This is a genomic window from Sphingobium nicotianae, assembly GCF_018603885.1.
GTDB classification, from domain to species: Bacteria; Pseudomonadota; Alphaproteobacteria; order Sphingomonadales; family Sphingomonadaceae; genus Sphingobium; species Sphingobium nicotianae.
The window spans coordinates 163,064-189,789 of the sequence record NZ_JAHGAW010000011.1 but is presented as its reverse complement, the minus strand read 5'-3'; the positions used below and the strand labels follow the sequence as shown (position 1 = coordinate 189,789).

General features: G+C 63.3%; 24 protein-coding genes and 1 tRNA gene. 10 read left to right on the top strand and 15 right to left on the bottom strand.

Annotated features, from left to right (window positions below):
- Window positions 1-63: 63 nt before the first annotated feature.
- The 3 genes from KK488_RS16775 (at window position 64) to KK488_RS16765 (ending at window position 3,207) form a co-directional block, all read left to right on the top strand.
- Window positions 64-1,470 carry a sensor histidine kinase gene (locus tag KK488_RS16775; RefSeq protein WP_250890586.1) on the top strand — a complete coding sequence of 469 codons (1,407 nt, stop codon included), beginning with the start codon at window positions 64-66 and terminating at the stop codon, window positions 1,468-1,470.
- Window positions 1,471-1,998: 528 nt separating this feature from the next.
- Window positions 1,999-2,829, top strand: a complete 831-nt coding sequence (locus KK488_RS16770; RefSeq protein ID WP_214624846.1) for a 23S rRNA (adenine(2030)-N(6))-methyltransferase RlmJ — start codon at window positions 1,999-2,001, stop codon at window positions 2,827-2,829.
- 57 nt (window positions 2,830-2,886) lie between these two features.
- Window positions 2,887-3,207, top strand: a complete 321-nt coding sequence (locus tag KK488_RS16765; protein ID WP_214624845.1) for a hypothetical protein — start codon at window positions 2,887-2,889, stop codon at window positions 3,205-3,207.
- Window positions 3,208-3,605: 398 nt separating this feature from the next.
- On the opposite strand, the gene KK488_RS16760 is transcribed toward KK488_RS16765, so the two are convergent.
- Both KK488_RS16760 and KK488_RS16755 read right to left on the bottom strand, forming a co-directional pair.
- Window positions 3,606-4,841 carry a tyrosine-type recombinase/integrase gene (locus tag KK488_RS16760; RefSeq protein ID WP_214624844.1) on the bottom strand — a complete coding sequence of 412 codons (1,236 nt, stop codon included), beginning with the start codon at window positions 4,839-4,841 and terminating at the stop codon, window positions 3,606-3,608.
- 186 nt (window positions 4,842-5,027) lie between these two features.
- A tRNA-Thr gene (locus tag KK488_RS16755) sits at window positions 5,028-5,103 on the bottom strand.
- A 224-nt stretch (window positions 5,104-5,327) separates the two neighbouring features.
- Between KK488_RS16755 and KK488_RS16750 the strand changes: the two genes are divergently transcribed.
- Both KK488_RS16750 and KK488_RS16745 read left to right on the top strand, forming a co-directional pair.
- Window positions 5,328-6,629 (top strand): PAS domain-containing protein, encoded by a 1,302-nt coding sequence (locus KK488_RS16750; protein ID WP_250890585.1) that lies wholly within the window; start codon window positions 5,328-5,330, stop codon window positions 6,627-6,629.
- 164 nt (window positions 6,630-6,793) lie between these two features.
- Window positions 6,794-11,464: an NAD-glutamate dehydrogenase gene (locus KK488_RS16745; protein ID WP_214624842.1), complete on the top strand. Its 4,671-nt coding sequence runs from the start codon at window positions 6,794-6,796 to the stop codon at window positions 11,462-11,464.
- 30 nt (window positions 11,465-11,494) lie between these two features.
- On the opposite strand, the gene KK488_RS16740 is transcribed toward KK488_RS16745, so the two are convergent.
- The 13 genes from KK488_RS16740 to KK488_RS16680 all read right to left on the bottom strand — a co-directional run bounded on the left by KK488_RS16740 (window position 11,495) and on the right by KK488_RS16680 (window position 21,874).
- Window positions 11,495-12,169 (bottom strand): peptidylprolyl isomerase, encoded by a 675-nt coding sequence (locus tag KK488_RS16740; RefSeq protein WP_214624841.1) that lies wholly within the window; start codon window positions 12,167-12,169, stop codon window positions 11,495-11,497.
- Between the two features lie 291 nt (window positions 12,170-12,460).
- Window positions 12,461-14,404 (bottom strand): acetate--CoA ligase, encoded by a 1,944-nt coding sequence (gene acs / locus KK488_RS16735; protein WP_214624840.1) that lies wholly within the window; start codon window positions 14,402-14,404, stop codon window positions 12,461-12,463.
- 255 nt (window positions 14,405-14,659) lie between these two features.
- Window positions 14,660-15,169, bottom strand: coding sequence for an MmcB family DNA repair protein (locus tag KK488_RS16730; protein WP_214624839.1), 510 nt, complete (start codon window positions 15,167-15,169; stop codon window positions 14,660-14,662).
- A gap of 75 nt (window positions 15,170-15,244) precedes the next feature.
- Window positions 15,245-15,880 carry a cell wall hydrolase gene (locus tag KK488_RS16725; protein ID WP_214624838.1) on the bottom strand — a complete coding sequence of 212 codons (636 nt, stop codon included), beginning with the start codon at window positions 15,878-15,880 and terminating at the stop codon, window positions 15,245-15,247.
- Between the two features lie 172 nt (window positions 15,881-16,052).
- The gene (locus KK488_RS16720; RefSeq protein WP_214624837.1) at window positions 16,053-16,394 is read right to left on the bottom strand and encodes a DUF1491 family protein; all 342 of its coding nucleotides are present in this window, start codon (window positions 16,392-16,394) and stop codon (window positions 16,053-16,055) included.
- Window positions 16,391-16,945 (bottom strand): PaaI family thioesterase, encoded by a 555-nt coding sequence (locus KK488_RS16715; RefSeq protein ID WP_214624836.1) that lies wholly within the window; start codon window positions 16,943-16,945, stop codon window positions 16,391-16,393. The genes KK488_RS16720 and KK488_RS16715 overlap by 4 nt, the downstream gene beginning before the upstream one ends.
- Window positions 16,893-17,360 carry a PTS sugar transporter subunit IIA gene (locus tag KK488_RS16710; RefSeq protein ID WP_214624835.1) on the bottom strand — a complete coding sequence of 156 codons (468 nt, stop codon included), beginning with the start codon at window positions 17,358-17,360 and terminating at the stop codon, window positions 16,893-16,895. The genes KK488_RS16715 and KK488_RS16710 overlap by 53 nt, the downstream gene beginning before the upstream one ends.
- Window positions 17,361-17,590: 230 nt before the next feature.
- Window positions 17,591-18,193, bottom strand: coding sequence for a ribosome hibernation-promoting factor, HPF/YfiA family (gene hpf, locus KK488_RS16705; protein ID WP_214624834.1), 603 nt, complete (start codon window positions 18,191-18,193; stop codon window positions 17,591-17,593).
- A gap of 73 nt (window positions 18,194-18,266) precedes the next feature.
- Window positions 18,267-18,965: a DNA polymerase III subunit epsilon gene (dnaQ, locus tag KK488_RS16700; RefSeq protein ID WP_214624833.1), complete on the bottom strand. Its 699-nt coding sequence runs from the start codon at window positions 18,963-18,965 to the stop codon at window positions 18,267-18,269.
- Between the two features lie 28 nt (window positions 18,966-18,993).
- Window positions 18,994-19,599 (bottom strand): dephospho-CoA kinase, encoded by a 606-nt coding sequence (gene coaE, locus KK488_RS16695; RefSeq protein WP_214624832.1) that lies wholly within the window; start codon window positions 19,597-19,599, stop codon window positions 18,994-18,996.
- Window positions 19,600-20,433, bottom strand: a complete 834-nt coding sequence (locus KK488_RS16690; RefSeq protein WP_214624831.1) for a shikimate dehydrogenase family protein — start codon at window positions 20,431-20,433, stop codon at window positions 19,600-19,602.
- Complete coding sequence (locus KK488_RS16685; RefSeq protein WP_214624830.1) at window positions 20,430-21,032, bottom strand: Maf family protein; 603 nt, start codon at window positions 21,030-21,032, stop codon at window positions 20,430-20,432. The genes KK488_RS16690 and KK488_RS16685 overlap by 4 nt, the downstream gene beginning before the upstream one ends.
- Entirely contained in the window at window positions 21,029-21,874 is an 846-nt protein-coding gene (locus tag KK488_RS16680; protein WP_214624829.1) for a pyruvate, water dikinase regulatory protein, read from the bottom strand. The genes KK488_RS16685 and KK488_RS16680 overlap by 4 nt, the downstream gene beginning before the upstream one ends.
- A gap of 293 nt (window positions 21,875-22,167) precedes the next feature.
- On the opposite strand from KK488_RS16680, the gene hemE reads away from it, so the two are divergent.
- From hemE to KK488_RS16655, 5 genes are all read left to right on the top strand, one after another.
- Entirely contained in the window at window positions 22,168-23,202 is a 1,035-nt protein-coding gene (hemE, locus tag KK488_RS16675) for a uroporphyrinogen decarboxylase (RefSeq protein ID WP_349356916.1), read from the top strand.
- 100 nt (window positions 23,203-23,302) lie between these two features.
- Entirely contained in the window at window positions 23,303-23,761 is a 459-nt protein-coding gene (locus tag KK488_RS16670; RefSeq protein WP_214624828.1) for a CopD family protein, read from the top strand.
- A gap of 42 nt (window positions 23,762-23,803) precedes the next feature.
- Complete coding sequence (locus tag KK488_RS16665) at window positions 23,804-24,160, top strand: hypothetical protein (RefSeq protein ID WP_214624827.1); 357 nt, start codon at window positions 23,804-23,806, stop codon at window positions 24,158-24,160.
- A 617-nt stretch (window positions 24,161-24,777) separates the two neighbouring features.
- Window positions 24,778-26,034, top strand: a complete 1,257-nt coding sequence (rho, locus tag KK488_RS16660; protein WP_214624826.1) for a transcription termination factor Rho — start codon at window positions 24,778-24,780, stop codon at window positions 26,032-26,034.
- Window positions 26,035-26,058: 24 nt separating this feature from the next.
- A complete protein-coding gene (locus KK488_RS16655) occupies window positions 26,059-26,712 on the top strand; it encodes a YjbE family putative metal transport protein (RefSeq protein ID WP_214624825.1) in 654 nt (217 codons plus the stop codon).
- Window positions 26,713-26,726 lie beyond the last annotated feature (14 nt).

Below are 26,726 nucleotides of genomic sequence, written 5' to 3'. Positions count from 1 at the left end.
GAGCATAGCAGGGGCGGCGGTTCTGGGTAAGATGTGAAGGTCTGCATTAGGCTTGTTTCGGCATTGACGACACCCCGGCGAATGCGAAGAAGGACAAAATCAGGACGTTTGGAGAGAAACGAGATGTCTGCGCAGCACGGGTCATCCGCGGGCCTTAGTGCTCTGCGATCACAGCGGTTGATCGCCTATGCGATGGGGCTCTTCCTGTTGGTCGCGCTAGTGCAAGTGACGGCAAGCATCCTTTTCTATGAGGCGATCGACCAGAACGCCTTGCATCAGGACCATGCACGGCGCGTAGCGGAACTGCTGGTCGTTAGCGACCGTATCCATCGCTTCGATCCCGCCCTCACCGCGCGGACGATGTCCAGCCATTATCTCGATGTCCGCGTTGCCAGTCAGCCCAGTATCAAGCGGCCGGCGGATGACGAGGGTGCCGTGACGCGGATCCGCGAGCATATTGTCGCGTGGGAGCCGGGCCTCGCCGCGCGCGACATCATGCTGAGTATTGTGCGCGGCACATCGGGGCGACGGGATCTGGTGGGGTCCATGGCACTTACCGACGGTGCTTGGCTGAATTTCCGCTCACGCGACATTTCCTCCGGCTGGCCGATCGTATTGCGGGCGATTGCGGCCACGCTGGCGATCGCCTTGCTGTGCGTCGCCTTCGGCCTGTACGGCCTCCATCTCCTCGCCATGCCGCTCAACCGCCTGTCGCAGGTCATGGCGCGGCTTGTGAGCGATCATCCCGAGCCGCTTGAGGAGCGCGGTCCCGCCGATATTCGCGGACTTTTTCGGTCGTTCAACGAGATGCAAGCCCGCATTTCGGATCTTGAAGATAATCAGTCCAAATCGTTCGAGGCGATCAGCCATGATCTGCGTACGCCGATCAGTCGCCTGAAACTCGCCGCTAGTTTTGTGTCCGACACGGAGATCAGCCGCATCGTCCATGGCAGCGCGACCGAGATGGAAGCGATGATAATGTCGCTGCAGACTTTCTTGCGAGCTGAGCATCTGGAGAGCGATTTGTCGTCCTTTGACCTCACAGCATTGGTCGCTGGATTGCTGGGGCGCTATGGCGCACAGGCGGTGCTGGAGGCGCCGGCCCAGGCGGTTGTACGAACGTACCGAGAGTCACTTGAACTCGCGCTCGAGCCGCTCTTCGACAATGCCCTGCAATATGGATCGAGGCTGAGCGTCCTGGTTTGCTCGTCCGACAAGGACTGGATCATCGAGATCGACGATGACGGGCCGGGCATTGCAGAGCAGCATTTTGCGGCGGTGCTCGATCCCTTCTTCCGCGCCGATGAAGCGAGGGCGCGGGATACGCCAGGGTTTGGACTTGGTATCCCGACGGCCCATCGGTTGCTGACGCGCTTTGGGGGCGCGCTGAGCTTCCACAAGAACGCCATTGGCGGCACGACGGTGCGTGTGACTGTCCGCAGCACAGCAGACGCTGAGCCAATCGCCTGATTATGCCGGGTGCGGAGCAACGCCTCCCACGACCAAAACCTCAAAATCATTGAAACGAGTGACCGCATTGCGGAGAACTGATTTCCGCCTTGACGTCCGACTTTAAGGCGGCCCGCGCCCCGATCCTGCCCCCAATCGAGAGCGGCGGCTCGCGACCAATCCAAGGCATTCTACATTGAGCGGGTGCAGGCCTCTGCTGACACAGGCAGACGCGGACCTCGAAGCGCTGCAGCTCAGATGATGGGGTTTTATATGAACGTTCTGCCGACATCAGCCGGCCGGGCGCTTCGCGGCAAATGCCAGTTGCGTCCGACTCCTCGATGATCGGACATTCCCATGCACCCGGAGCCTTGCGTCTCCGCGTCCGGCGACGATCGCCATAGACGGCTTGAGGCCGCGCGCCGAAGTACTTTGAGAGTTTTCGCGCCACTGTATACGAGCACGGGATTGCTTGTTCGAATCGTCTCGCGCTCGGTTTCCGCGCCCATCTGCTCGTATAAGAGCAGATCGTCAGGATTTTGAATTACAATGAATTATCGTCATTCTTTCCATGCTGCAAATAGCGCCGATGTCGTGAAGCACAGCCTGCTGATCGCCCTCGTGCGGGCCTTGCAGCACAAGCCGGGCGCGCTGACCTTGATCGACACCCATGCCGGTCGCGGGCTATACAACCTTGGTGGCGACGAAGCTCAACGCACCGGCGAGGCCGCGCAGGGCGTGCTGCGGGCCTTTGCCGACCCGACCCCCTTGCTGAATGACTACCGCGCCGCCGTACAGGCGGTGAATATCGGGGCCGAGCCGCAGCTCTACCCCGGCTCGCCGCAAATTCTGGCGCAGCTTCTGCGCCCGCAGGATTTCCTGATCCTGAACGAAAAACATCCCGAAGACGCCTATGCCCTACGCGGCGTGATGCGCGACACATTTGCCGCCGTGCATGAGCGCGACGCCTACGAGCTTTGGCTGGCTATTGTGCCTCCCCGCACCGCGCGCGGCGTGGTGGTGGTCGACCCGCCCTATGAGCAACTGGACGAACGCGCACGCATCACAGCCACCCTCGCCGCCGCTTGCCGTAAATGGGCGCATGGCGTGACGGTGATCTGGTATCCACTGAAAGATCGCACCATGCATTGGCGGTGGAAGAAACAGTTACGCAAGCTCGGCATCCCGAAATTGCTGACGGTGGAGCATTGGTTGTACGATAGCGATCAGCCCGGAATCTATAACGGCGCGGGCCTTTTTATCGTCAACCCGCCTTACGCCTTCATGCAGATGCTGCCATCTCTGCTGGAAGCCCTGCGTGCCGCACTGGCGCCCGAAGGGCATCAGGGCGAAGTACTTTTCGGTTGGTTGGGCGACTAAAACAAACCCTCACCAGTGAAGGGTGGAGTGCGGCTGCCGGCATGCTAAAGGCGTGTCATGCTTCATAAACATGGCCGTGGTGGCACCGTCGAAGTCGACGGATCCAAGTATGACTGGGAACTGCTCAGCGATCCCCAATTGTCCTCTTCCGATGGCTGGAAGGGCATGACGGTTTCCCTGCGTCAGCACGACATGCCACGTGAAGCAGTGCTAGAATTTCCGGCACCAAAGCGCCTGTTGAAAGGATTGCCGAAAGGGCGTTTGCATATCAACGACGCGATTGCTTCGCGAGGCGTGAGGGCAGCGTTGTCGGCAGGATGGGATCCGGCGTCGCGAGGCAAGCCCACCGTCTTCATGGTTGATGCCAACGGCGATTAAGCGGACGGAAATCGTGCTCTGCTTCCATCGTAATTTCTACAGAGATGCCGATGCCGTTGCAGAAGCGGACAGCATGAACAAACGACCGCTATTGGGAAGCTCAAGATCCAATCACAATGTGCGACATGAAGGCGCAAGCAGCCGAGCCAAACGCTTAGCTTGGCGGAGTACACACGCTGGCTTCGCGCGCAATGCGGTCCCGCTGCCATGAATAGTTGTAGCGCGCCATTTCCCTATAGGCATCCCACTCTTGAACGATTCTTTCGATCGGCCACGCGCCTACATGCCGAGAAGCAAAGGCTGTCATCTCGATATCCTCCCGGCGAAACTGGGTAATTTGGTCACGGACATCTGGGCGAGATGGCTCGCCGTGAACTGGAAAGGCGGGCGACTACTGCTCATGAAGCGACCGCGGCATCCTGCGCCGGAAACGGCACGATCTGGACGCCGTCACGCAACGCGTCGAGGTAATCGCTCCACCACTGCGCCATCTCGACGCGCTCGGCCCAATGCTGTCCGCGCGCATACGCACCGCGCACTGCGTCACTGCGGCCGTGAGCAAGCGCCCGCTCGATCGCATCAGCATGCCACTTTCCACTTTCATTCAACAAGGTAGATGCCGTTGCTCGAAGTCCATGTGCTGTCACGACATCCGCGCCGAAACCCATACGACGGAACGCCGCGTTCAAGGCATTTTCGCTCGTAGGACGTAGGTGGGACCGCAAGCCTGGGAACATCAGGTCATGGCCACCGCTGACCAGCCGTAACTCAGCGAGCAATGCCCGGGCTTGACGCGAGAGGGGCACACTGTGAGGCCGACGGAGTTTTGTACGGACAGCAGGCACTGTCCAGATCGCGTCGGCCAGGTCCACCTCCTCCCACCGGCCTTGGCGCAGCTCTCCGGGTCGCAGAAACAGATGTGGAGAGAGTTGCATGGCCAGCTTCACCGTTGCGCCACCTCCATACTCGTCGATCGATCGCAGAAAGATGCCCAACTCAGTCGGATCCAGGATCGCAGCATGGTGCTTCACGATGGGCTGCGAGAGAGCGTCAGCAAGCAGTGCGGCCGGATCGCTTCTGCAGAACGTGTTCGCAACGCCATGACGGAAAACCCTGCTGGCGAAGGCACGCGTTCGCCGCGCCGTTTCACGATGTCCCTTCCGCTCTAGAGCTTTCAATACGGCAAGCACCTCGGCAGGTTCGATTTCCGAAATAGGGCGCGATCCCAGCGCTGGCGTGAGGTGGGAAAGAAACCAACGCGCCTTTCCAACCGTCGCATCGGCCTTGCGGTTCGCTTCGAGCTTCACCGCTATGCAGTCCTCTGCAACCGACCGAAAACTGTTTCCAGCGCTGACCTGGCGGGCGATTTTCTCTTTCCGCTTCTCATGGGCAGGATCGTCGCCGGCGATAAGTTGAGCCTTCGCTCTATCTCGCGCCTTGCGAGCAGCGGCCAGGCTCACGGTAGGCCAGCCGCCTAACGAGAGCAGCTTCTCCCTTCCAGCTATGCGGAACTTAAAACGCCACAGTTTCCCGCCCGCGGGCGATACGAAAAGATGCAGTCCTCCGGCATCCGATAACTTGTACGCCTTATCACGAGGCTTGGCGTTGCGAATCTGGACGTCGGTCAGCGCCACTTGAAGCCCTTCACAATGGAGTATCTGGGGGTAGTTAGACCGCGGCGCGCTATCCTACCCCAGAAAATACCCCCGATTTTCACCGAAGGCAGACGAACTCATGCGAACTCGCATGATCTGCGCGCCGATGAATATCGCAGTTTTCGGAGATGTAAAGACGCTCACGAACGCGTGCGAACGGAGAAATGGTGCCGCTTAGGTGACTCGAACACCTGACCCTCGCATTACGAATGCGATGCTCTACCGGCTGAGCTAAAGCGGCTCCGGTGGGTGACCCGCTTGAGGGGCATCCATGCAGCGGCGGCGCTTATCAGCAGCCGCCACCGCTGACAAGCCGATAGCGCATCATCTCCTAACGCAGCGTTACGCGATCATCGCCCTTTACCACGCATTTACCGTTTCTGGCGCAGGGTATGGCTCTCGAAATCGCGGAACAGGCGGGTCAGACAGATGGACGCACATGCGCATAGCCGGGCCGACGAGGCCATGATGCCCGATGAGGCCCTGATGCTGGACGAGGGCATGGAAGCCCCGCCCATCGTGCGCTTCGACGAGCGGCGCATGCACATCCGTGCCTATAATTATTGGGCCTCGCTACTCGGCGATCGTACATTACCGTCGATCGAGGATCTCAATCCTGCGGAAATCCACGATTTCGGCTCGCACAGCGTGCTGCTCGACTTCACCAGCGGCATCGACGATCCCTCTATCGCGTTTCTTGGAACGGCCCTCGCCGCGCAGTGCGACGTCACCACACCGATTGCCCGCGCCAGCCAGATTCCGCCGCGCACCTTGCTGTCGCGACTCACCGACCATTATCTGCAGATCATCGCCAATGCGGCGCCCATCGGTTTCGAGGCCGAGTTCACCAACCAGCGCGACAGTGAAATCATGTATCGGGGCATCATGATGCCCTTCTCGACGGATGATGACACGATCGACTTCGTCTATGGCGTCATCAACTGGAAGGAAGTGGTGAGCGACACATTTGCCGACAGCATCGCGGCGGAAGTCGCGGCGTCCGGCCCCGCGCCCCTCCCGGCGCCGACGACAGTGCCGGTCTGGGCCGATCGACCGTCGGCGCTCGATCTCGATTTCGGTGAAGAAGAAGACGAGGACGACGCGCAGGACGGGATTGGCGAAGCGTTCGAGCTTACCTCGGACATGATCGCCCAGCCGGACGAGGAAACGATGCTGGGCGATTCGCTCGCTCTGGCGCGGGAAGCGGCCGCCGCCGCCCACGCCAGCGAGGGTCGCACGCGCGCCGCGCTTTATCGCGCCATCGGCCTTGCCCATGCCTTTGCTTGCGTCGCTGCCGCGCGGCCGGCCGACTATACCGAGTTGCTCACCGATTCGGGCATCGCCGTGCAGGAGCGCAGCCCGCTGACCGCGCTCGCGAAGCTCGTCTTCGGCCATAACTATGACAAGACGCGCCTCACCGAGTTCGTCTGCGCCATCCAGTATGCGCTCGATGCGGACATGGCGCCAGGCGCACTGACAGACCACTTGCTGGCGCTCCCCGGCGGCCTCAAGGGCCTCGTCGCGAGCGTCCGCGCCGCGAAGCGCGGCGAAACGCCGGCCCCCCCACCGAAGAAAAATGCCCGTGTCCTGCGCAAGCTCGGCCGCGCCGCCCCTATCGAGAACGCACTGCTTCCGGTCGATGAAAATGGCCTCGCGGTGGTCGTCGTGCGTCAGGAGGGCGATGGCTCGCTGGCGATTGTCGGCGCGTTGCCGCAGGACGACCGCGTCATTGGTCGCGTCTATGCGAGCGCTGCCAAGCAACTTTAATAGCCAGTGGCGACGCTTTATGAAAGTTTCGCGCTAATATAATTAAATTCCGTCGATCTCGCCGGCTCACGGTTGCGGCGCGGACGGTGGGGGTTTAGTTGGTCTCATGAGACTGGCGCAGACAAGCGTCGCACCCAGACGCGAACCATCGAGAGAGGATGGGCATGAGCGCAGCTATTCAGATCGATAATCCGCCTTCATCCGTCATCGCCGAGGCCCTTGTCGAAGGCCTGCATGGCAGCGAGCGCGCGGCGCTGAGCGGCGTGGCGCTCGACGCTGCCGTCGCCCTCGTCAGTGAAGCTGCTGTTACCCGCAGGAGCGGCGAGACGGCGATCCTCATCGATTCGAGCACCGACGAGTTGCGCAGCGACGGCGGCCAGCGCCGCCTGCGCCTCGCCATCATCAATGCCGACATGCCCTTTCTGGTCGACAGCATCGGCCATTGCCTGAGCGAAGCCGGGCTCGTCATCCACTTGCTCGCCCACCCCATTCTTTCGGTCCGGCGCGACACGGACGGCAGACTCGTCGCGATCGGCGACGATGACGGCGCGATCCGCGAATCCTTCATCTATATCGAGACCGATCGGGTCGATGCGAAGGGGCGGCAAGCCCTCGCCAAGGCGCTCGAGCTGACGCTCGCGCATGTCCGCGCCGCCGTCGCCGGATGGCGCGGGGCGCTCGATGCCATGAATGCCGACGCCAACCGGCTTGGGCCCGGAGAGGGCGGCGACCTGCTCCGCTGGTTCCAGAAGGGCCATCTCACCTTGCTCGGCCATGAGCTGCGCGACCGGGACGGCAAAGCGACCCGCGCCAAGGGCATCTGCACGTTCACCGACGAGCCGCTGCTGGCCGAGACGCGCATCGGCGAGGCGATCGCCTGGTTCGAGGCAGGCAATGCTGCGCCGCTCATCCTCAAGTCCAACCGCGTCTCGCGCGTCCATCGCAATGTGCTCATCGACCTGTTCATCGTGCCGCTGCGCGAGGGCGATGCGATCACCGGCCTGTCGATCCATGCCGGCCTGTGGACCAGCGCCGCCCTCGCCGCCAAGCCCGACGAGATTCCGGTCCTGCGCGACACGCTCTCCACCCTGATGGCGCGCTTCGGCTATGATCCGGCCGGCCACGCCGCCAAGACCATGGTCCATGCGCTCATCACCCTGCCGCACGATCTGATGCTGGCCTTCAAGGCCGAGGACCGCGAGCGCATCACCCTCACCGCCATGTCGCTCACCGACCGGCCGCGGCCCAAGCTCGAACTGGCGAGCGATGCGCTCGGCCGCCATCTCTTCGCGTTCGTCTGGATGCTGCGCGAGGATCTCACCACCAATCGGCGCGAGATGATCGGCGACATGCTGCTCCATGCGTCCGCCTCGACCCTGCTCGGCTGGTCCATCGCACTGGAGGAAAGCGGCCTCGCGCTGGTGCGTTACACGTTCGACCTGCGCGACCATGGCCATGTGCCCGATGCGCAGACGCTCGATCAGCAGATCGAGCAGACGTTGCGCGGCTGGGTGCCGGCCGTCGAGCAGGGGCTGGCCGATCTGGGCGAAGGCGCGCGCGCGGCGGTGCTGGCGCAGCGTTACGCGCCTGGCCTGCCCGTCGCCTATCGCGAGAGTACCGGTGCGGCCGAAGCGGCCAAGGACATCATCGCGCTCCACCAGCTCGGCGGGCCAAGCGAGCGTAATGTCCGCTTCTATCGTGCTCACAGCGACGACGAGCGCACCTTGCGCGTGAAAATCTACAGCCAGGAGCCGCTGGTCCTGTCGGAGGCGGTTCCCGCGCTCGAGAATTTCGGCTTCCGCGCGCTCGAGGAGCGCAGCACGCCGGTCCGCTCCGACGGATCGGAATCGCCCGGCCGACATCTGGGTCACATCCAGCGTTTCTCCCTGGTCCGTCAGGATGGCGGCCCGGCGGCGCCGGTGCTCGATCGCGCCGGAATCATCGCCGAGGCGCTCGACGCGGTGCTGGAAGGGCGGGCGGAGAATGACCGCTTCGCCGAACTCATCGTCACCGCCGGCATCGGCCCGCGCGATATCGTCTTCCTGCGCGCCATCTTCCGCTATCTGCGGCAGACCGGCATTTCCTACGGTCTCTCGACCGTCGTCGAATCGCTGCGTCGCGAGACCGCGATCGCGCGCCTGCTGGTCGATCTCTTCTTCGCCCGTCATGACCCCGAACGCGCCGCCAACGCCACCGATGCCGGGGCGCTCAACAAGGCGATCGACGAGGCGCTGGAACAGGTGAGCGGCCTCGATGACGACCGCATCCTGCGGCTCTATCGCGCCGTCATCATGGCAACCCTGCGCACCAATGCCTTCTCGCCGGCGGCGCAGGAGGCACTCGCCTTCAAGCTCGATTCGGCGCAGGTTCCGGGCCTGCCCAAGCCGTTGCCCTGGCGCGAGATTTGGGTCTATTCCCCCCGCGTCGAGGGCATTCACCTGCGCGCCGGGCGCGTTGCCCGCGGGGGCCTGCGCTGGTCCGATCGGCGCGACGATTTCCGGACAGAAGTGCTCGGCCTGATGAAGGCGCAGCGCGTCAAGAATGCGGTGATCGTGCCGACCGGCGCCAAGGGCGGCTTCTATCCCAAGCAGCTCCCGCCCGCCTCGGATCGCGACGCCTGGTTCGCCGAAGGCACGGAAAGCTACCGCATTTTCATCCGCGCTTTGCTCTCCGTCACCGATAATCTGGTTAAGGGCAAGGTCGTCCATCCCAAGGGCATCACCATCCATGATGGCGAGGATCCCTATTTCGTCGTCGCCGCCGACAAGGGCACCGCAACCTTCTCGGACGTCGCCAATGCGCTCGCCATCGAACGCAAATTCTGGTTGGGCGACGCTTTCGCCAGCGGCGGCTCGAACGGCTATGATCACAAGGCGATGGGCATAACCGCCAAGGGCGCCTGGATCAGCGTCCAGCGCCATTTCGCCGAGATGGGCGTCGACGTGCAGAAGGAGCCGGTGCAGGTCATCGGTGTGGGCGACATGTCCGGCGACGTGTTCGGCAACGGCATGCTGTTGTCGAAATCGATCAGGCTGGTCGCCGCCTTCGATCATCGGCACATCTTCGTCGATCCGACTCCCGATCCGGCGGCGAGTTGGAAGGAACGCGCTCGCCTGTTCAAGCTGCCGCGCTCAAGCTGGGACGATTATGACAAGAAGCTGATCTCCCACGGCGGCGGCGTCTTCCCGCGCAATCTCAAGTCGATCCCGCTCAGCAAGGAAATGCAGGCGATCATCGGCACCAGCGAGACCTCTCTGGAGCCCGCTGCGCTGATCTCCGCGCTGCTGAAAGCCCCGACCGACCTGATCTGGTTCGGCGGCATCGGCACCTACATCAAGGCGGCCGCCCAGAATAATGCCGAGGTCGGGGACGCCGCCAACGACCGCCTGCGCGTCGATGCGGAAGACGTGCAGGCCAAGGTGATCGGCGAGGGCGCCAATCTCGGCGTCACCCAGGCCGGCCGCATCGCCTTCGCGCTCAGGGGTGGACGGATCAACACCGACTTCATCGACAATTCCGCTGGCGTCGACTGTTCGGACAATGAGGTCAACATCAAGATCGCGCTCAACAAGGAAGTGGCCGAGGGCCGCTTGAGCGAAGATGCCCGCAACCAGCTGCTACGCGAGATGACGGAGGATGTCGCCGAGATCGTGCTGGAGGATAATCGCCTCCAGGCGCTCGGCCTGTCCATCGCGCAGGCCGGCGGCGCCGGGGATCTGGCTTCCTATGTACGTCTCATCGCCACCCTCGAGGCCGGCGGACATCTCGACCGGCGCGTCGAGGGGCTGGCCGGCGACCAGGAGCTGCTGCGCCGCGCGGGCGACGGGCTGGGCCTTACCCGCCCCGAGCTCGCCGTGCTCTTCTCGACCGCCAAGCTCGCGCTGCAGGCGGCGATCGAGCAGAGCAGCCTCGCCGCCGACCCGGCTCTGGCCGGCGACCTTGTCCGCGCCTTCCCGCCGCAGATGCAGGAACGCGAGGGCGATGCCATCGCGCATCATCAGCTGCGCGGCGAAATCATCGCAACCAAGCTTGCCAATCGCATCGTCAACCGGTTGGGTGTCATCCTGCCGTTCACGCTGGCCGAAGAAGCGAGCTGCACGCTCGACGAGATCGCCCGCGCTTTCGTCATCGCCGAGCAATTGCTCGATGTGCGCAAGTTGTGGGACGATATCGATGCGGCTCGCCTCTCCGAGCAGGCCCGCCTCGCCCTCTATCGGCAGGTCGCCAATGCCATGGCTGGCCATATTGGCGACACGCACCGCTCGCTGCCTGGCGATATGAAGCCCAGCGGCGCGATCGCTACGCTGACACCGGCCATGACGACCATCGGCAAGGATGTCGACAGTCTGCTCCAGCCCGAGCCGGCGCGCCGCGTCTCTTCGGCGATGGAAGACTTGCTGGCACTAGGCGTCAGCAAGGCGCTCGCCGCGCGCACGGTGATGCTCATCAAGATGGATGGCGTCATCGGTCTCTCCATCCTGGCCCGCAATCTCGGCCAGCCCGAAGTCGGAACCGTCCGCGCCTTCACCCAGTTGGGCGAAGCGCTCGGAATCGATTGGCTGCAAGGCCTTGCCGCACGCATGAGCCCGGCCGATCCCTGGGAACGCCTGCTCGTCGCGGGCAATTCGCGCGATCTTCAGCAGATGCGCCTCTCCTTCCTGTCTGCCGCAAAATATAAGGAAGCCAATATCTTCGTTGCCGAATGGCTGGCGAAGCATGCCTCAGCCGTCGCCAAATATCGCCAGCTCATCGCGCGAGCGCAGGCCTCGGCCAATCCGACGGCGGCGATGGTGGCGGAACTGACCGGACAGGCGCGGGCATTGCTGGCGCGATAAGGCGCCAGATGAAATGGTGCGGCTTCGGCCTTACTTCGCCGCGTCGCGCTTGCGCATCAGCCACGGCTTGAGCGGACCGCTCGGCCGGGGCGTACCGTCGAGCCGGACCGCACGGATGATCGTCACCCGCTTCTTGATCATCTGGCCGAACATCGGTCCCTCGCCACAGCAGGTGTCCAGCGCCATGATCCGTTTGATCACATCCATCCCCGCGACCACCTGACCGAAAGCGGCATAGCCGGCATAGCCAGGCCGTGCGTCCAGTGTCGGATTGGCGCCAACCTGGATCGAGAAGTTGCCGGTACCGCTATTTTCCTCCTTGTGCCGGGCCATCGAAATGGTGCCGTCGAGGTGGCGCAGGCCCGTCTTGTTTGTCGGCTCCAGCTCCGCAGTCGGAAAATAGACGCGCCGCGCTTCGGTGCCGATGCCGCCCTGCACGAAGCCGGTCTTCGGATTATTCTTGCGCCGATAGGCCCGATAGAAGCTTGTATTGTCGAGCCGACCGTCATCGACATAGATCAGGAAATTCGTCACGGTCTTGGGCGCGCGTTTCGCGTCCAGCGCGATCACGATATTGCCCGCGCTCGTCTCCAGCCGCACCCGCACGAAGCCGGGCGTCGGCCGCGTGGCACTTTGCGCGGAAGCGGCAGTGAGCGGAAGCAGGGCAAGAAGGCACGCGGCGAGAAAGCGGAAAATCGGCAACATGTCTCTCGGGATAGGGGTTTTGGACGAACGTCACCTGAACATGTCACAGGAAGCGGCCACGATTCAACCCGTGCCGGCCTCCATCGTCATCAGTCCGCCGACAGCAGCGCCTTACCCGCCCCAGCCATCCTCGTCGACTAATCCATGACGCGCGAGCAGAGCAACGGCATCTTCTCTCGCGCTCAAGCTGGTCGCGACCCCCATTTCCGATACCGAGATACCGCTCGCACGACCAGACAAGGGCGATGAGCAGCTCCTTATCTTTGTCGGTACTGAGCGCCTGCGTGGACGTTAAGCCACCACCTTCTGCCGATTTGCCACCAGATTATCGACCACACTCGGATCGGCCAGGGTCGAGGTGTCGCCGAGCTGGTCGACCGCATCCTCGGCGATCTTGCGCAGGATGCGGCGCATGATCTTGCCCGAGCGGGTCTTGGGCAGCGCGGGTGCGAACTGGATCACATCGGGCGTCGCGATCGGGCCGATCTCGTGGCGGACCCATTGCACCAGTTCCTTGCGCAGCGCCTCGTCGCCTTCCTCGTTCGCATTCAGGGTCACATAGGCATAGATGCCCTGCCCCTTGATGTCGTGCGGCATCCCGACGACGGCCGCTTCGGCGACCTTAGCGTGGGCGACCAGCGCGGATTCGATCTCGGCCGTGCCCATGCGATGCCCCGAGACGTTGATGACGTCATCGACGCGGCCGGTGATCCAGTAATAGCCATCCTCGTCGCGGCGACAGCCATCGCCCGTGAAATATTTGCCGGGATAGGTGGTGAAATAGGTCTGGAAGAAGCGCTCATGATCGCCCCAGACCGTGCGCATTTGCCCCGGCCAGCTGTCGGCGATGACGAGATTGCCCTCGCAAGCGCCTTCCAGAACCTTGCCGTCCGCATCGACGATCTGCGGCAGTACGCCGAAGAAGGGCTTGGTCGCGCTGCCGGGCTTCTGGTCGATCGCGCCCGGCAAGGGCGTGATCATGTGGCCGCCGGTCTCGGTCTGCCACCAAGTATCCATGATCGGGCAGCGGCCGTCGCCGACCACGCGATGATACCATTCCCACGCCTCGGGATTGATCGGCTCGCCGACCGATCCGAGGATGCGCAGCGAGGCGCGGCTAGTCTTTTCCACCCAGGCGTCGCCCTCGCGCATCAGCGCGCGCAGGGCGGTCGGGGCAGCATAGAAGGTGCTGACCTTGAACTGATCGACGACCTGCCAGAACCGGCTGAAATCCGGATAATTGGGAACGCCCTCGAACATCACGGTCGTCGCGCCGTTGGCGAGCGGGCCATAGACGATGTAGCTGTGACCCGTGACCCAGCCAATGTCTGCCGCGCACCAGTAGATGTCGCCAGGGCGGTAGTCGAAGACGTAGTGATGCGTCATTGCGGCCCAGACGAGATAGCCGCCGGTCGTGTGCAGCACGCCCTTCGGCTTTCCCGTTGATCCGCTGGTGTAGAGGATAAAAAGCGGGTCTTCCGCGCCGACCGCTTCCGCCGGGCAATCGGCCGACGCGGCATCGCGCAACTCATGATACCAGTGGTCGCGGCCCTGCGTCATGTCGACCGCGCCACCAGTGCGCTTCACCACGATCACCCTGCCGACGCAGGTGCACTGCTGCAACGCTTCGTCGACATTGGCCTTGAGCGGAATCTTCTTGCCCCCGCGCAAGCCCTCGTCGGCGGTGATGACGATGGTCGAATCGCAGTCGGTGATGCGCCCGGCCAGGCTGTCCGGCGAGAAGCCCCCAAACACGACCGAGTGGATCGCCCCGATCCGCGCGCAGGCGAGCATCGCCATCGCCGCCTCGGGGATCATCGGCATGTAGATGGTGACGCGGTCGCCTTTCCTGACGCCCTGCCCTTTGAGGAGATTGGCGAACCGGCAAACCTCCTCATACAATTCGCGATAGGTGATCGTGCGGCTCTCGGACGGGTCGTCGCCGGCCCAGAGGATCGCGGGCACATCGCCCCGTTCGGCGAGATGCCGATCGAGGCAGTTGGCGGCGATGTTAAGCCCCCCATCCGCAAACCATTTGATCCCGAAATCCCCCGCGTCGAAGCTGGTCTGCTTGACCGCCGTGAACGGAGTCATCCAGTCTATGCGCTGCGCCTGATCGCGCCAGAAGCTGTCCGGATCGCTGATCGAGCGCGCATACATGTCCGCATATTGGGCGGCATTGACATAGGCCCTGTCGCGCCATTCGGCAGAAACGGGATAGATGGACTGGCTCACAAGGACTCTCCCAAGACTGGTTGGGATGACCTTAGCGGGAGTCTCCACGCCCTGCCAAGTGTGGTTGATACTGAACTTGTTCAGTATCTGCCCGATCTGATTGCCCGAAGGTCACACCAGGTCACACTATGAGCAACGATCCATGGCGAGCGCCAGCCCGGATACCGCATGCCCGACTCGTCATGCTCTAACGCGATCCAATGGGACAGCCCGATTTCGCGACTGCGCAAGGGACAAGCTGCCTGCCCTCTCCGCCTAACCCTCGGCGCCCCACAGAATCCGGCCGTCCGGATCGGCAATCTGCGCGAGCCGCCGCGAAGCGCGGCGCGCGAGGCGCTGGACCTCGGCCTTGCGGCGCGACGCCGCCAACGGCTCGCTTGGCGCGGGGCGGATGATCTCCGCATCATATTGATCGGCGACGATGAGACCAGTGCGCGCCGGCCAGAGCGCTTCGCTCTCGAACAGGGCGAGGTCGAAGCCTGCCGGCACCGCCCAGTAATAACGGTCGCAATAGTCGAAATAGTCCGGCCACTTGCCATCACCGAGCAGGTCCGCCCGGCTGCATTTGATCTCCACCGCGACGATCATGCCGCGCGCATCGACAGCCATGATATCGAGGCGCCGACCGTTGGGCAGCGGCACCTCGGTTACGCCGAAAATGTCATGACGCGCAAACAGCCGCAAAATGCCGCGGGTCACCGCCAGCGCCGTGCCCTCGCAGAGCAGGGAACCGGGAGCGAGATCGGGAAGTGAGGCGGGGTCCATCGACCCAAACTAGAACATGTCGGGAACAAACTCAAGCGGGGAACGTTGATTGTTCCCCGCGCGGCGCTGCGTTATCTAACGATAGAAAACGTGTCCGCCGATACGCGTCACGCGCTCCTTGGCCCAGCCCGGTGCAACATTAGCTGCATGAAAATAGAGGGCACCCTTGACGGGATTTTGCCAGCTGCCCTGTTGGGCAATGCGAGCGATCGCAGTGGCGGTCTTCCACTGGCCGCTATTGACCGGCGCGGCTGGCAGATGACCGCTACGCACAAAGCTGAACTGCCCCGGTTGCGTCACCACGCCACACAGGCTGCTGGGAAAACGGCCCGAACGGGCGCGCTGGATGACGACATGGGCGACCGCGAGCTGGCCGGAGAGACTCTCGCTGCGCGCTTCATAATAGATGGCGGAGGCGAGGCAGTTCGCCTCAGCATCGAGTTCGGACCGGCCGCCGGATTCCGCGACCAGTTCAGCAAGGGTGTCGACGCCATCAGCTGTGCTGGGTCGCGGCGTGGGCTGAACGAAATTGCTTTCCTTGCCGGGCTCGACCGCATCTTCAAGCGCGACGCTGGCGTCGGCGATGATGACAGGAGCCTCAAGGCTATTCTCTGTGGGTGTGGCAATGTCTGTGGTGACTTCTGCCAGGGCGAACGTGGAAGATAGCATTCCAAAGGCCGCCAGAGCGGCAACAACGATATTCTTGGGCATTGAGTCTCAGGTCTGTGCGGTGGGTCGGATGGCGATGCACCGGTCGCGTGGGATGCGATCTGTCGGTGCGTCGGTCCGCCCCCCGTCTGCGTGTTTGCGTCGGCTGGCCCCCATGACCAACCCTCGTGCAACCTGCGCGGGTGGGGCCCTTTCGCCGTTGGGAACCTTTGTGTCAACCCGCACAGAGGATGTCGGCGGCGAGCTGTTCCCCCTCTGCGACATCCAGCTCGACAAACCAGATGTCGGGATCGGCGCGCAAACGCCGATCTATATATTGTGAGATGTCGCTGAAATCGGACACAAGCTTCGGACCTGTAGAGACCAGGTGGGACCGCCCGTCCAAGCCCATGATTCGCTCGAAAAAGCCGGTATGTCGCGCGCTTTCGACAACCTGCACGACGATTGCCCCGCTCATCGACTCACCCTTGTGAAGCACGGTCGCGAAGCCTCCGGCCGCCTGGGCGCGGCGGATCAGCGCGCTGACGAGCATCTGGCTCGTCAGCCGGCCGCTCATGCCTCGGAAAGACTCTGCTCGTCGCCGTTGGACGTGCTGTAGCCGGGCAAGCTCGCGAGCGGGATGGTCGAACGCATGAAGGTGCCGGTACCACGTCCAACCTCCTCGCCATCGCCGTCGATCAGCCGCGCCTCCGCAACATAAACGCGCCGCTTGCCCGAGAGCCAGCGTCCTTCGGCGATGATCGGCCCCGCTTTCAATGGCTTGGTGAACAAGAGATTGAAAGCCGTGGTAAGCAGGAATCGGTCGCTGACCAGACTGTTAGCGGCATAGAAGGCCGCATCGTCCAGCATCTTGAAATAGAGCGTACCGTGCGTCGCGCCGGCGGCATGGAAATAGGCGGGCGCAACATCGAATTGGATGCGCGCCTCTCCCGGAGCCGGGATATGCAGCCGCGAGGGGAACAACCGGTTGATCGGCGCGGAGGCATAGAGCCGTTCGAGCGCGCGGAAGTGCGCGTCCTCGCCGGAAGGCTCCGTCTCCGGATGGATTGCCTCGTCAGGCCGCGTCACGCGTCTCGCCACCGGCGAGCAGGGCGTAAAGCGCCGCATCGGAGCGAACGCCGCGGATCCGTGCCAGATGCCGCTCGTTACGCAGCAGGCGCGAGACGCGGGCGAGTGTCTTGAGATGCTCGGCGCCGCTATCCGAGGGGGATAATAGCATGAAGACAAGATCAACGGGCATGTCGTCGATGGCGTCGAAGCCGATCGGCTCCGCCAGGAGGATCACCGCGCCGCGCACCTTGTCCACCGCATCGAGCTTGGCATGCGGAATAGCGATGCCGCCTCCGAAGCCCGTCGAACCCAGCCGCTCGCGTTCGGTGATTCGCTCGATCACGTCGGATGCGCTAAGGCCATAGGCGTCCGCCGCCAGTTGGCCGAGCTTCTGGAAGAGCTGCTTCTTGTTGGAAATCGTGACGGCTGACGAAACCGCGTCCGCCGCCAGCAAGTCGCTGAAATTATCCATGTTCACCTGTGTCCTGCGGTCGCCGACAGGTCGCGCCGCGCGGCGGGGTGAGGAACGTCCATCACGACCGCCGGAAAAGCCGTGGCGCCCCATAGAAGCAAAGCGTTGCGCGGTCAACTGGAGCGCGCGGCCGATGACCCGGGGCGGGACGGGGCAGCATCCACCCCGTACCCAAACGCCGATCGCACCTCTGGGGGTTCCAGGCGACCGGCGCATCCGGAAAGGCAACTTCAGCCCCTGGGCGGCTCGACCCAGCCGATCGTGCCGTCATTGCGGCGATACACCATGTTGAACGCCGCGGTCCCGCTGTTCACGAACAGGAGCGCATTGGTGTTGCGCAGGTCAAGCATCATGACGGCGTCGGACACGCTTGCCTTGGGGATGTCCACGCGCATCTCGGCAATGATTGCCGGCGCATCAGCCTCGACCTCGACATCCTCTTCATAACCGCTGCTCTGGAACACGACGTAATTGGCATTGTCGATGCCGTTGCCGTCGGGCGCGTCGCGGGTGGCCTCAGCCGCGGCGCTCTGCTCATGGCGATCCTTCAGGCGGCGCATGTAGCGACGCAACTGCTTCTCGATGCGTTCAGCCGCCTGATCGAAGGACACGTGCGCGTCGTGCGCTTCGCCGGCGCCCTTGAGGATGAGACCGGACATGACGTGCGAAATGATGTCGCAGCGGAAAGCGCCGTGCGGTGCGTGACTGAAGGTGACGTGGGAGGAGATAGCTCGCGCGAAATATTTGTCGGCGATGCCCTGCAAGCGCGCGTTGACATGCGACTGGAGGGCCTCACCGGTTTCAACCTGGTGACCCGATATGCGAATGTCCATCAGCTTTCTCCTTTTGTTGGCGCTTTGGATCAATGTAGGCGGCGCGACCGGCTTTGCCAGCGCGAGAGCGGCATCAGACAGCCGGTTCCAGCCAGATGGGATTGTCGATTTTCTCCAGGAAGGAAGCGTGACGCCGGCGCTCTTCCTCGCTCAGGGTGAAGATGCGGGCGGGGCGCGCCGTCCGCTCAACGTTGACTGTCACGAGGCAGTCCGTGGCGACGACCTCGATCTGTGACTCGGCCACCAGGGTGAGACCAATCTGACGACCCCCAGTCAGTTCGATATAGAGTTGAGCAAGCAGTTCGGCATCGAGAAGCGCGCCGTGCTTCACGCGGTGGCTGCGATCAATCCCATAGCGCGAGCAGAGCGCGTCCAGGCTGTGCTTGGCACCAGGATGGAGCGTGCGGGCAATGGCAATGGTATCGATCATCCGTCCCATATCGACGATCGGATGGCGGCATCGTTCCAGTTCCGCGTTCAAAAAGCCGAAGTCAAATCGCGCATTATGCGCCACCAACTTGGAGTCACCGAGAAACTCGAGCAATTCCGCAGCACGTTCGGCAAAGCGCGGTTTATCCGACAGGAAGCGGTCGGAAAGACCGTGGACCGCCTCGGCCTGCGCCGGCATCGTTCGCTCAGGATGAAAATATGCATGGAAGGTCGCGCCGGTCGGGATCCGGTTGATCAGTTCGATACAACCGATTTCGACGAGACGGTCCCCTGTCGAGGGATCCAGGCCCGTTGTTTCCGTGTCGAAGACGATTTCGCGCATCGTGCAATGTGACTCACTTAAACAGCTATTATCGGACCAGCGACCGACGAAGGCAAGCCAGCAAACGGGAGATTTCCGCTCTTGTCTGCCATTTCGGACGGGCAGTGTTGAGGATGAAGTCGGCCCGAGCGCACTTCAGGTGGTCCGGCATCTGAGCCGCGCGGATCTTGCGCAGGCGCCCTTCGGTCATGCCTTTGCGCCGCAGGACGCGTCGACGCTGAACGAAAAGGGGCGTGGACAGCACGATCACCCGGTCCATCGCCCGCTCTCCGCCGGTCTCGAACAGCAAGGGGATGTCGAGCAGCACCAGCCGATGCCCCGCCTGGCGGCGCAGGAAGGCCTGCCGCGCGGTCCCCACTGCCGGGTGCACGATCCTTTCCAGCGCGCGCAATTCGGCCGGCTTTCCGATCACGCGCGCGCTCAGGGCCTGCCGATTGACGCCCATCGGCCCGGTCGTGCCGGGAAATCGCGCCTCAATGGCCGGGAGCAGGGCGCCGCCCGGCCCCTGCAGGCGGTGGACCTCGGCATCGGCATCGAATACCGGCACCCCGGCCTGGCGAAACACCGCCGCGACCGTGGACTTACCCGACCCGATCGAACCGGTAAGGCCGAGCCGGAAGGGCCGATGCGCCATTCAATCGGCAGCGACCGGCGCGAGCAACAGGTCGCGCAGATCTGCATCCAGCTCGCGCGGAGCGACTGCATCGAAAAAGATATCGAAGGCCAGGGCTGCCTGACCGATCAGCATCTCCAGCCCGTCGATCGTCGCCAGCCCCCGTGCCCGCGCAGCCGCCAGCAGGGGCGTCTCAAGAGGAGCATAGACGATGTCATAGACCATAGCCGCGCCGGGCAGGGTCGAGAGATCCGGCGCGTAGGGCGCATTGCCGATCATGCCCAGGGAGGTTGAATTGACCAGCAAGTCCGCCGCCGGAAGAGGCGCATCGAAACCCTGCACGATCCCGTCCAGTCCGAGCTTGTCGAGCAGAGCGCGACCTTTGGCGGCGTCCCGCACGACCAGCGTGAGTTCGTTGATGCCGATCGAGCGCAACGCAAAGCCAATCGCTTGCGCTGCACCGCCCGCACCAGCCAGGATCGCCCTGCTGCCCTGCCATTTCCGCGCGGCCAACGGCTGGAGGAAACCGCCGGCATCAGTATTGGTTCCGATCAGCGGGCCGCCCGTCTCGCAGGCAACCGTGTTGATCGCCCCGATCCGCTGGCGTACGCCGCCGGGATCGTCGACATAGTCCATCGCGGCGATCTTATGCGGGATGGTAATGTTGCAACCCAGCCAGTCGGGATCGGCGCGGCGCTGGAGGAAGTAGGCAGCGAGACCGGCCGCAGTCACACGCGTCTTGCGATATTCGGCCTCAATACCGAGCGCTTCCAGCCAGAAATTGTGGATGGTGGGGGATTTGCTGTGGGCGATAGGATCGCCGATAACTTCCGCGTAAGGTATGCCTTGTCTCATGCGGGCAGAATAGAGCGCACGCGCAAATAGTCGAGCAAAGGAAGCAGCGGCAGGCCCTGCACCGCGAACAGGCTGCCCTGGATGCGCGCGAAGAGCTGCGCGCCGGGGCCCTCGACCCGGTAGCAGCCGACACACCAGCGGCAATTCTCCCAATCGAGATCGAGATAATGATCGATGAACGCCGCGCTCAACGGCCGCATCTGCAGGGTGACACTCTCGACCTGCCGCCAGACGGGCTCGCCGCCCTGCGCGATCACCGCCGCGCTGTGGAGCTTGTGCGTCCGCCCGCTCATCCGCGCGAGAAGGTCGGCCGCTTCTTCCCGTGTATCGATCTTGTCGAGCCGGCTGCCATCCTCGAGTTCCAGCGTCTGGTCGCAACCGAGAACCAGCGCCGTCGGATGACGCATCGAGGGACGCTTGGCCTTCCATTCGGCCAGTGCGTCAGCAAGATCGCGCGCGCCCATCCCCTCCGCATCCAGCGCCGCCTTGAGCGCCTCTTCATCCACGCCGGCATCGACCGTCTCGAAGGGCACCATCGCATCGGCGAGCAGGCGCCGGCGGCTCGTGCTCTGCGAGGCCAGCAATAATGTCTCGCTCATAGGCTGGCCGAGCTCCCTATCCCCTCGGCCACGCCTTTGAGACGCTCCTGATAAAGCTGAACGATCGCGGCAGCCGTCTCCTCGATCGAGCGGCGAGTGACGTCGATCACGGCCCAACCCTGATCGGCAAACAGGCGGCGGGCATGCGCCACCTCGCCATTCACCCGATCGAGATCGACATAAGCCGTTTCCGGCGCCTGATTGAGCGTCAGCAGCCGGTTGCGGCGGATCTGCACCAGCCGCTCCGGACTGGTGGTGAGGCCAACGACCATCGGATGCCTGAGCGTGAAGAGGCTCGGCGGCGGCGGCGATTCCGGTACGAGGGGAATGTTCGCCGTCTTGTAGCCGCGATTGGCGAGATAGATGCTGGTCGGCGTCTTGGAGGTGCGCGAGACGCCGGCAAGGACGATATCGGCCTCCTCCCAATTCTCCCAGCCGACCCCGTCATCATGCGCGATCGTGAACTGGATCGCATCGATGCGCGCGAAATAGGCGTCGTCCAGCACATGCTTGCGGCCGGGTCGGTTGCGCGTCTCCTGCCCCAGCAGATTGGACATCGCATCGGTCACGGGATCGAGCGGCGCGACGAAGGGAATGCCGAGCGCCCGGCAGCCATTTTCCAGCTTCTTGCGCAGCGCCTGATTGGCAAGCGTGAACAGAACCATCCCGGGATTGCGCGCCACTTCCTCGAGAATGCGCTGCAGATGCTGTTCGGAGCGGACCATGGGCCAGAAATGGCGGATCGTCTCGACATTCTCGAACTGTGCGATCGCGGCCTTGCCGATATGCTCCAGCGTCTCGCCGGTCGAATCCGAGAGGAGATGGAGATTGAGCCGATCCATGACGTCAAACCATGTGGATAAATCGCGGATAAGGCAAGGGACGGCTCTGTGGAGAAGTCGATCCGCCGGTTTCGTCCGCGCAACCCTGTCTGGAATCAGCCTGCTTATCCACACGGCCCGTCCATCGCCAACAGCCTGTGGGAAACGGGGATGAGGATCGGGACTCGTACGCACCAAGCGGACCTGCTGCGGTCAAGCTGTTGGCAAAATCGTGACAAGGCAATAATGCCCGTCATCCACCGACCAACAGACTCCAACAATCTTTAATTAACTCTTTATTAGGAAGTAGACCCGTGGACGTTTCCGCCATCACGCCGCCTCTGCTTGGCGTGCTCAAGGGCCAGATGCCGGCACGTCCGCCGCTCTGGCTGATGCGGCAGGCGGGGCGCTATCTGCCGGAATATCGCGCCTTGCGGGCCGAAAAAGGCGGGTTTCTCGATCTTTGCTATGATCCGGCGAGCGCGGCGGAAGTGACGCTCCAGCCAATCCGGCGGTTCGGCTTCGACGGCGCGATCCTGTTTTCCGATATCCTTGTCGTGCCGCATGCTCTGGGCCAGCATCTCTGGTTCGAAACGGGGGAGGGGCCGCGCCTCGCGCCGCCGCTTTCGGGCGCCGATCTGGCGGACCTGGCGCCGGCGCCCGAGCGGCTCGCGCCGGTGATCGAGACGGTGCGGCGCGTGCGGGCGGCGCTCTCACCGGAAACGACCTTCCTGGGGTTCGCCGGCAGTCCCTGGACAGTCGCCACCTATATGGTCGCAGGCCAGGGCAGCCGCGATCATGCGGCGGCGCGGCGTCTCGCTTATGGCGATCCGGTGCGCTTCGGCGGGATCATCGCGGCGATCGTCGAGATGACCGTCGACTATCTCTCCGCTCAGATCGAGGCGGGCGTCGATGCCGTGCAGCTCTTCGACAGCTGGGCAGGCTCGCTCAGCCCCGATCAGTTCCGCGAATGGGTGATCGCGCCCAATGCCGCGATCGTCGCGGGGCTCAAGGCGCGTCATCCCGAGACGCCGATCATCGGTTTCCCCAAGGGCGCCGGCGCCAAGCTGATCGATTATGCCGCAGGGACAGGTGTCGATGCGCTTGGCCTCGACGAGACGCTGGATCCGAGCTGGGCGAACCGGGAATTGCCGCGCGGCATGCCGGTGCAGGGCAATCTCGATCCGCTGGCGCTGATTGCCGGTGGCGCCACGCTCGACCGGGCGGTGGACGAGATTCTCGAAGCACTGGCCGGGCGGCCGCACATCTTCAACCTTGGCCACGGCATCCTGCCCGACACGCCGATCGCCTATGTCGAGCGGCTGGTGGCACGGGTTCGGGGCCTCTGAGGAAGAGGACAGACGCAGGTCAGGCCCGTTCCAATTCTCTCCGTGCCGTTCTACAAGGCACCGACATCGCGCATGGTCAAAGCAGAGGAACATTCTCCCCATGTCTATCCTGCCGGGCGTCGGTTTTCTCGGCGCCGCTTATCCCTGGATCCGCGCAGCTCATGTCATCTTCGTCATCTTCCTGATGGCCAGCCTGTTCATGATGCCGCGCTTCTTCGTCTATCATCACCAGACCGCGGTGGGATCCCCGGAGGACATTGCCTGGATCGACCGCGAGATGCGGCTCAAGCGCATCATCATGAACCCGTCGCTGATCATTGTCTGGCTGCTCGGCCTCGCGCTGGCATTGAATGTCGGCGCGTTCAGCCAGGGCTGGTTCCACGCCAAGCTGCTGCTGGTGATCATCCTCTCCGGTTTCCACGGCTGGATGGTCGGCTATGCGAAGAAGCTGGCCGTGGGGCAGCGCCCCTGGCCGGAAAAGCGACTGCGCATGATCAACGAGGTGCCGGCGTTGCTGGTGACGTTCATCATCATCCTCGTCATTGTGAGGCCCTTCTGACCGGCGCTTTCCGGTCGGCAAAAATAGGGGGAGGAGCAGGGGATGCGCACATCGTTTGCCGCGTCAGTCGGGGGTGTCGCGCTGATGGCCGGGTCGCCAGGTCTGGCCGCGCAGCCGCCTGAGGTTGAAGCCGATCTGCGCTGCATCGCGATCGTCGCCGCGGCGGTGGGCCAGGCGCAAGGCGAGGCGCGGACGGGGGTCATTGGCGGGATGATGTATTTCATCGGCCGCGTGGAAGGACGGGCACCGGCGATCGATCTCGAGGCGGAATTGCGGCGCATCTACACCGCGTTGACGCAGGAAGTGGTCGAGACCGAGCGCATCCGCTGCGGCGGCATTCTCTCCGAGAAGGGTCAGCGCCTCCAGGCAGTCGGCAAGGCGCTGCAGACAGTGCAATGACCGGGGACGAGCGCTCGTGGTGGCGAACGATCTGATGCTCTATCGCGCCGTTGAGTGTCAGGCGGGGGGAGAAATTCGAAAAAACGGCTATCCGAGATATCGTCCAGAAGCCGACAGTCAGGACGCGACGACTTTTCGGACATTTAGTTCCTCCCCGAGCTTGTCTCGGGGAGGGGGACCACCCGAAGGGTGGTGGAGGGGAAATGGACGGGCCTTCCGCCTTCGGCGGCCCCTCCACCGCTTCGCGGTTCCCCTCCCCGAGACAAGCTCGGGGAGGAATAGGTGCGTCAGCTCCCCACTCCCTTTCACCCATCCGGATTCGAGAGTCAGCGCTTAAGAGCGGACAATCATTGAAGCGGGAATTTGTCCACGCAGCTAGGCCGACCCCGTCAGCGCCGACCCGCTGATGTGCTGCATATACCCAGGGATTGAGGGCGCCGGGAGAGCCGGACATATGCGCCTGGGTGTTGACGGCGTGCCTTGACTTGATCCGGGCCAGTCCCTAATTCGAAATCATTCCTTCCTGAGTGCGGCTCTCGCGCTCGTGACGCCGGTCCAATGGCGATCCCGGCTTATCCGATCACCTTGCACAACCTCCCAACACCCGGACTCTACCAATGCATCTCAAGGACCTGAAACGCAAAGCGCCCGCAGACCTCGTCGCGATGGCCGAAGAACTTGGCATCGAGGGCGCATCGACCTTGCGCAAGCAGGATCTGATGTTCGCGATCCTGAAGGTCGAGGCCGAGAATGGCACGGAGATCATGGGCGAGGGCACGATCGAGGTGATGCCGGATGGTTTCGGCTTCTTGCGCAGCCCCGAATCCAATTATCTCGCCGGTCCGGACGACATCTACGTATCGCCGAATCAGGTGCGCCGATTCGGCTTGCGCACCGGCGACACGGTTGACGGTGAGGTCCGCTCGCCCAAGGATGGCGAGCGTTACTTCGCGCTCACCAAGCTGGTCAGCGTCAATTTCGACGATCCCGATGCCGTTCGCCATCGCGTCAATTTCGACAATCTGACGCCGCTCTATCCCGAATCGAAGCTGACGCTCGATCCGCAGGATCCGACGATCAAGGACAAGTCGGCGCGCGTCATCGACATCGTCTCGCCGCAGGGCAAGGGCCAGCGCACCTTGATCGTCGCGCCGCCGCGCGTCGGCAAGACGGTGATGCTGCAGAATATCGCCAAGGCGATCACCGACAATCATCCGGAAGTGTTCCTGATCGTGCTGCTCATCGACGAGCGGCCGGAGGAAGTCACCGACATGCAGCGCAGCGTGAAGGGCGAGGTCGTCTCCTCCACCTTCGACGAGCCAGCCACGCGCCACGTGCAAGTGGCTGAAATGGTGATCGAAAAGGCCAAGCGCCTGGTCGAGCACAAGAAGGATGTCGTCATCCTGCTCGATTCGATCACGCGTCTCGGCCGCGCCTACAACACGGTCGTGCCGAGCTCGGGCAAGGTGCTGACCGGCGGTGTCGACGCCAACGCCCTGCAGCGCCCGAAGCGCTTCTTCGGCGCCGCGCGCAACATCGAGGAGGGCGGTTCGCTCTCGATCATCGCGACGGCCCTGATCGATACCGGCAGCCGCATGGACGAGGTGATCTTCGAAGAGTTCAAGGGCACCGGCAACTCGGAAATCGTGCTGGACCGCAAGGTGGCCGACAAGCGCATCTTCCCGGCGCTCGACGTCGGCAAGTCCGGCACCCGCAAGGAGGAGCTGCTGGTCGACAAGGCCACGCTCTCCAAGATGTGGGTGCTGCGCCGCATCCTCATGCAGATGGGGACGATCGACGCGATGGAGTTCCTGCTCGACAAGATGAAGGACTCGAAGACCAACGAGGACTTCTTCGCGACCATGAACCAGTAAGGCGGGCCGGGGGGCGCCGCCGCGATGTTCAATTTCTCCGCCGTCTTCACCACCGCCGGGCTGATCCAGCTCGGCCAGATCATCATCGGCGATCTCACCATGGCGGGCGACAATGTCGTCATCATGGGGTCGCTCGCGTCGGGACTGCCCGGTAAGGACCGCAAGAAGGTCCTTTTCATCGGCGTCGGCCTGGCGCTGGTGTTCCTGATCGGCTTCGCCCTGCTGGCGACGCAGCTGCTCAAGATCACAGGTCTGGTCTTTGCGGGCGGGTTGCTGCTGCTCTGGGTCGCCTATAATCTCTATCGGGAGCTGCGCGCCCGACCGGACGTGATAGCCGATGATCCCGCGACGCCAGCGATCGAGGGGCCACCCGCAAGCAAGACCTTCCTGCGCGCCGTTATCCAGATCACGCTTGCCGACCTGTCGATGAGCCTGGATAATGTGTTGCTCGTCGCGTCGATCGCGCGCGAAAATCCGGCGCTCCTGTTTATCGGCCTCAGCTTCTCGGTGCTGCTGATGGGCCTGGCCGCCAACTATGTCGCGCGCCTCATCCAGCGCTATCACTGGATCGGCTGGATCGGCCTTGCCGTCATTCTCTATGTCGCCTGCTCGATGATCTATGAGGGCTGGATGGGCGGCGATCATGTGCTGGGCTTGCGCACCCTGCTCAATCTGTAGCAGAGAGCCGCCTT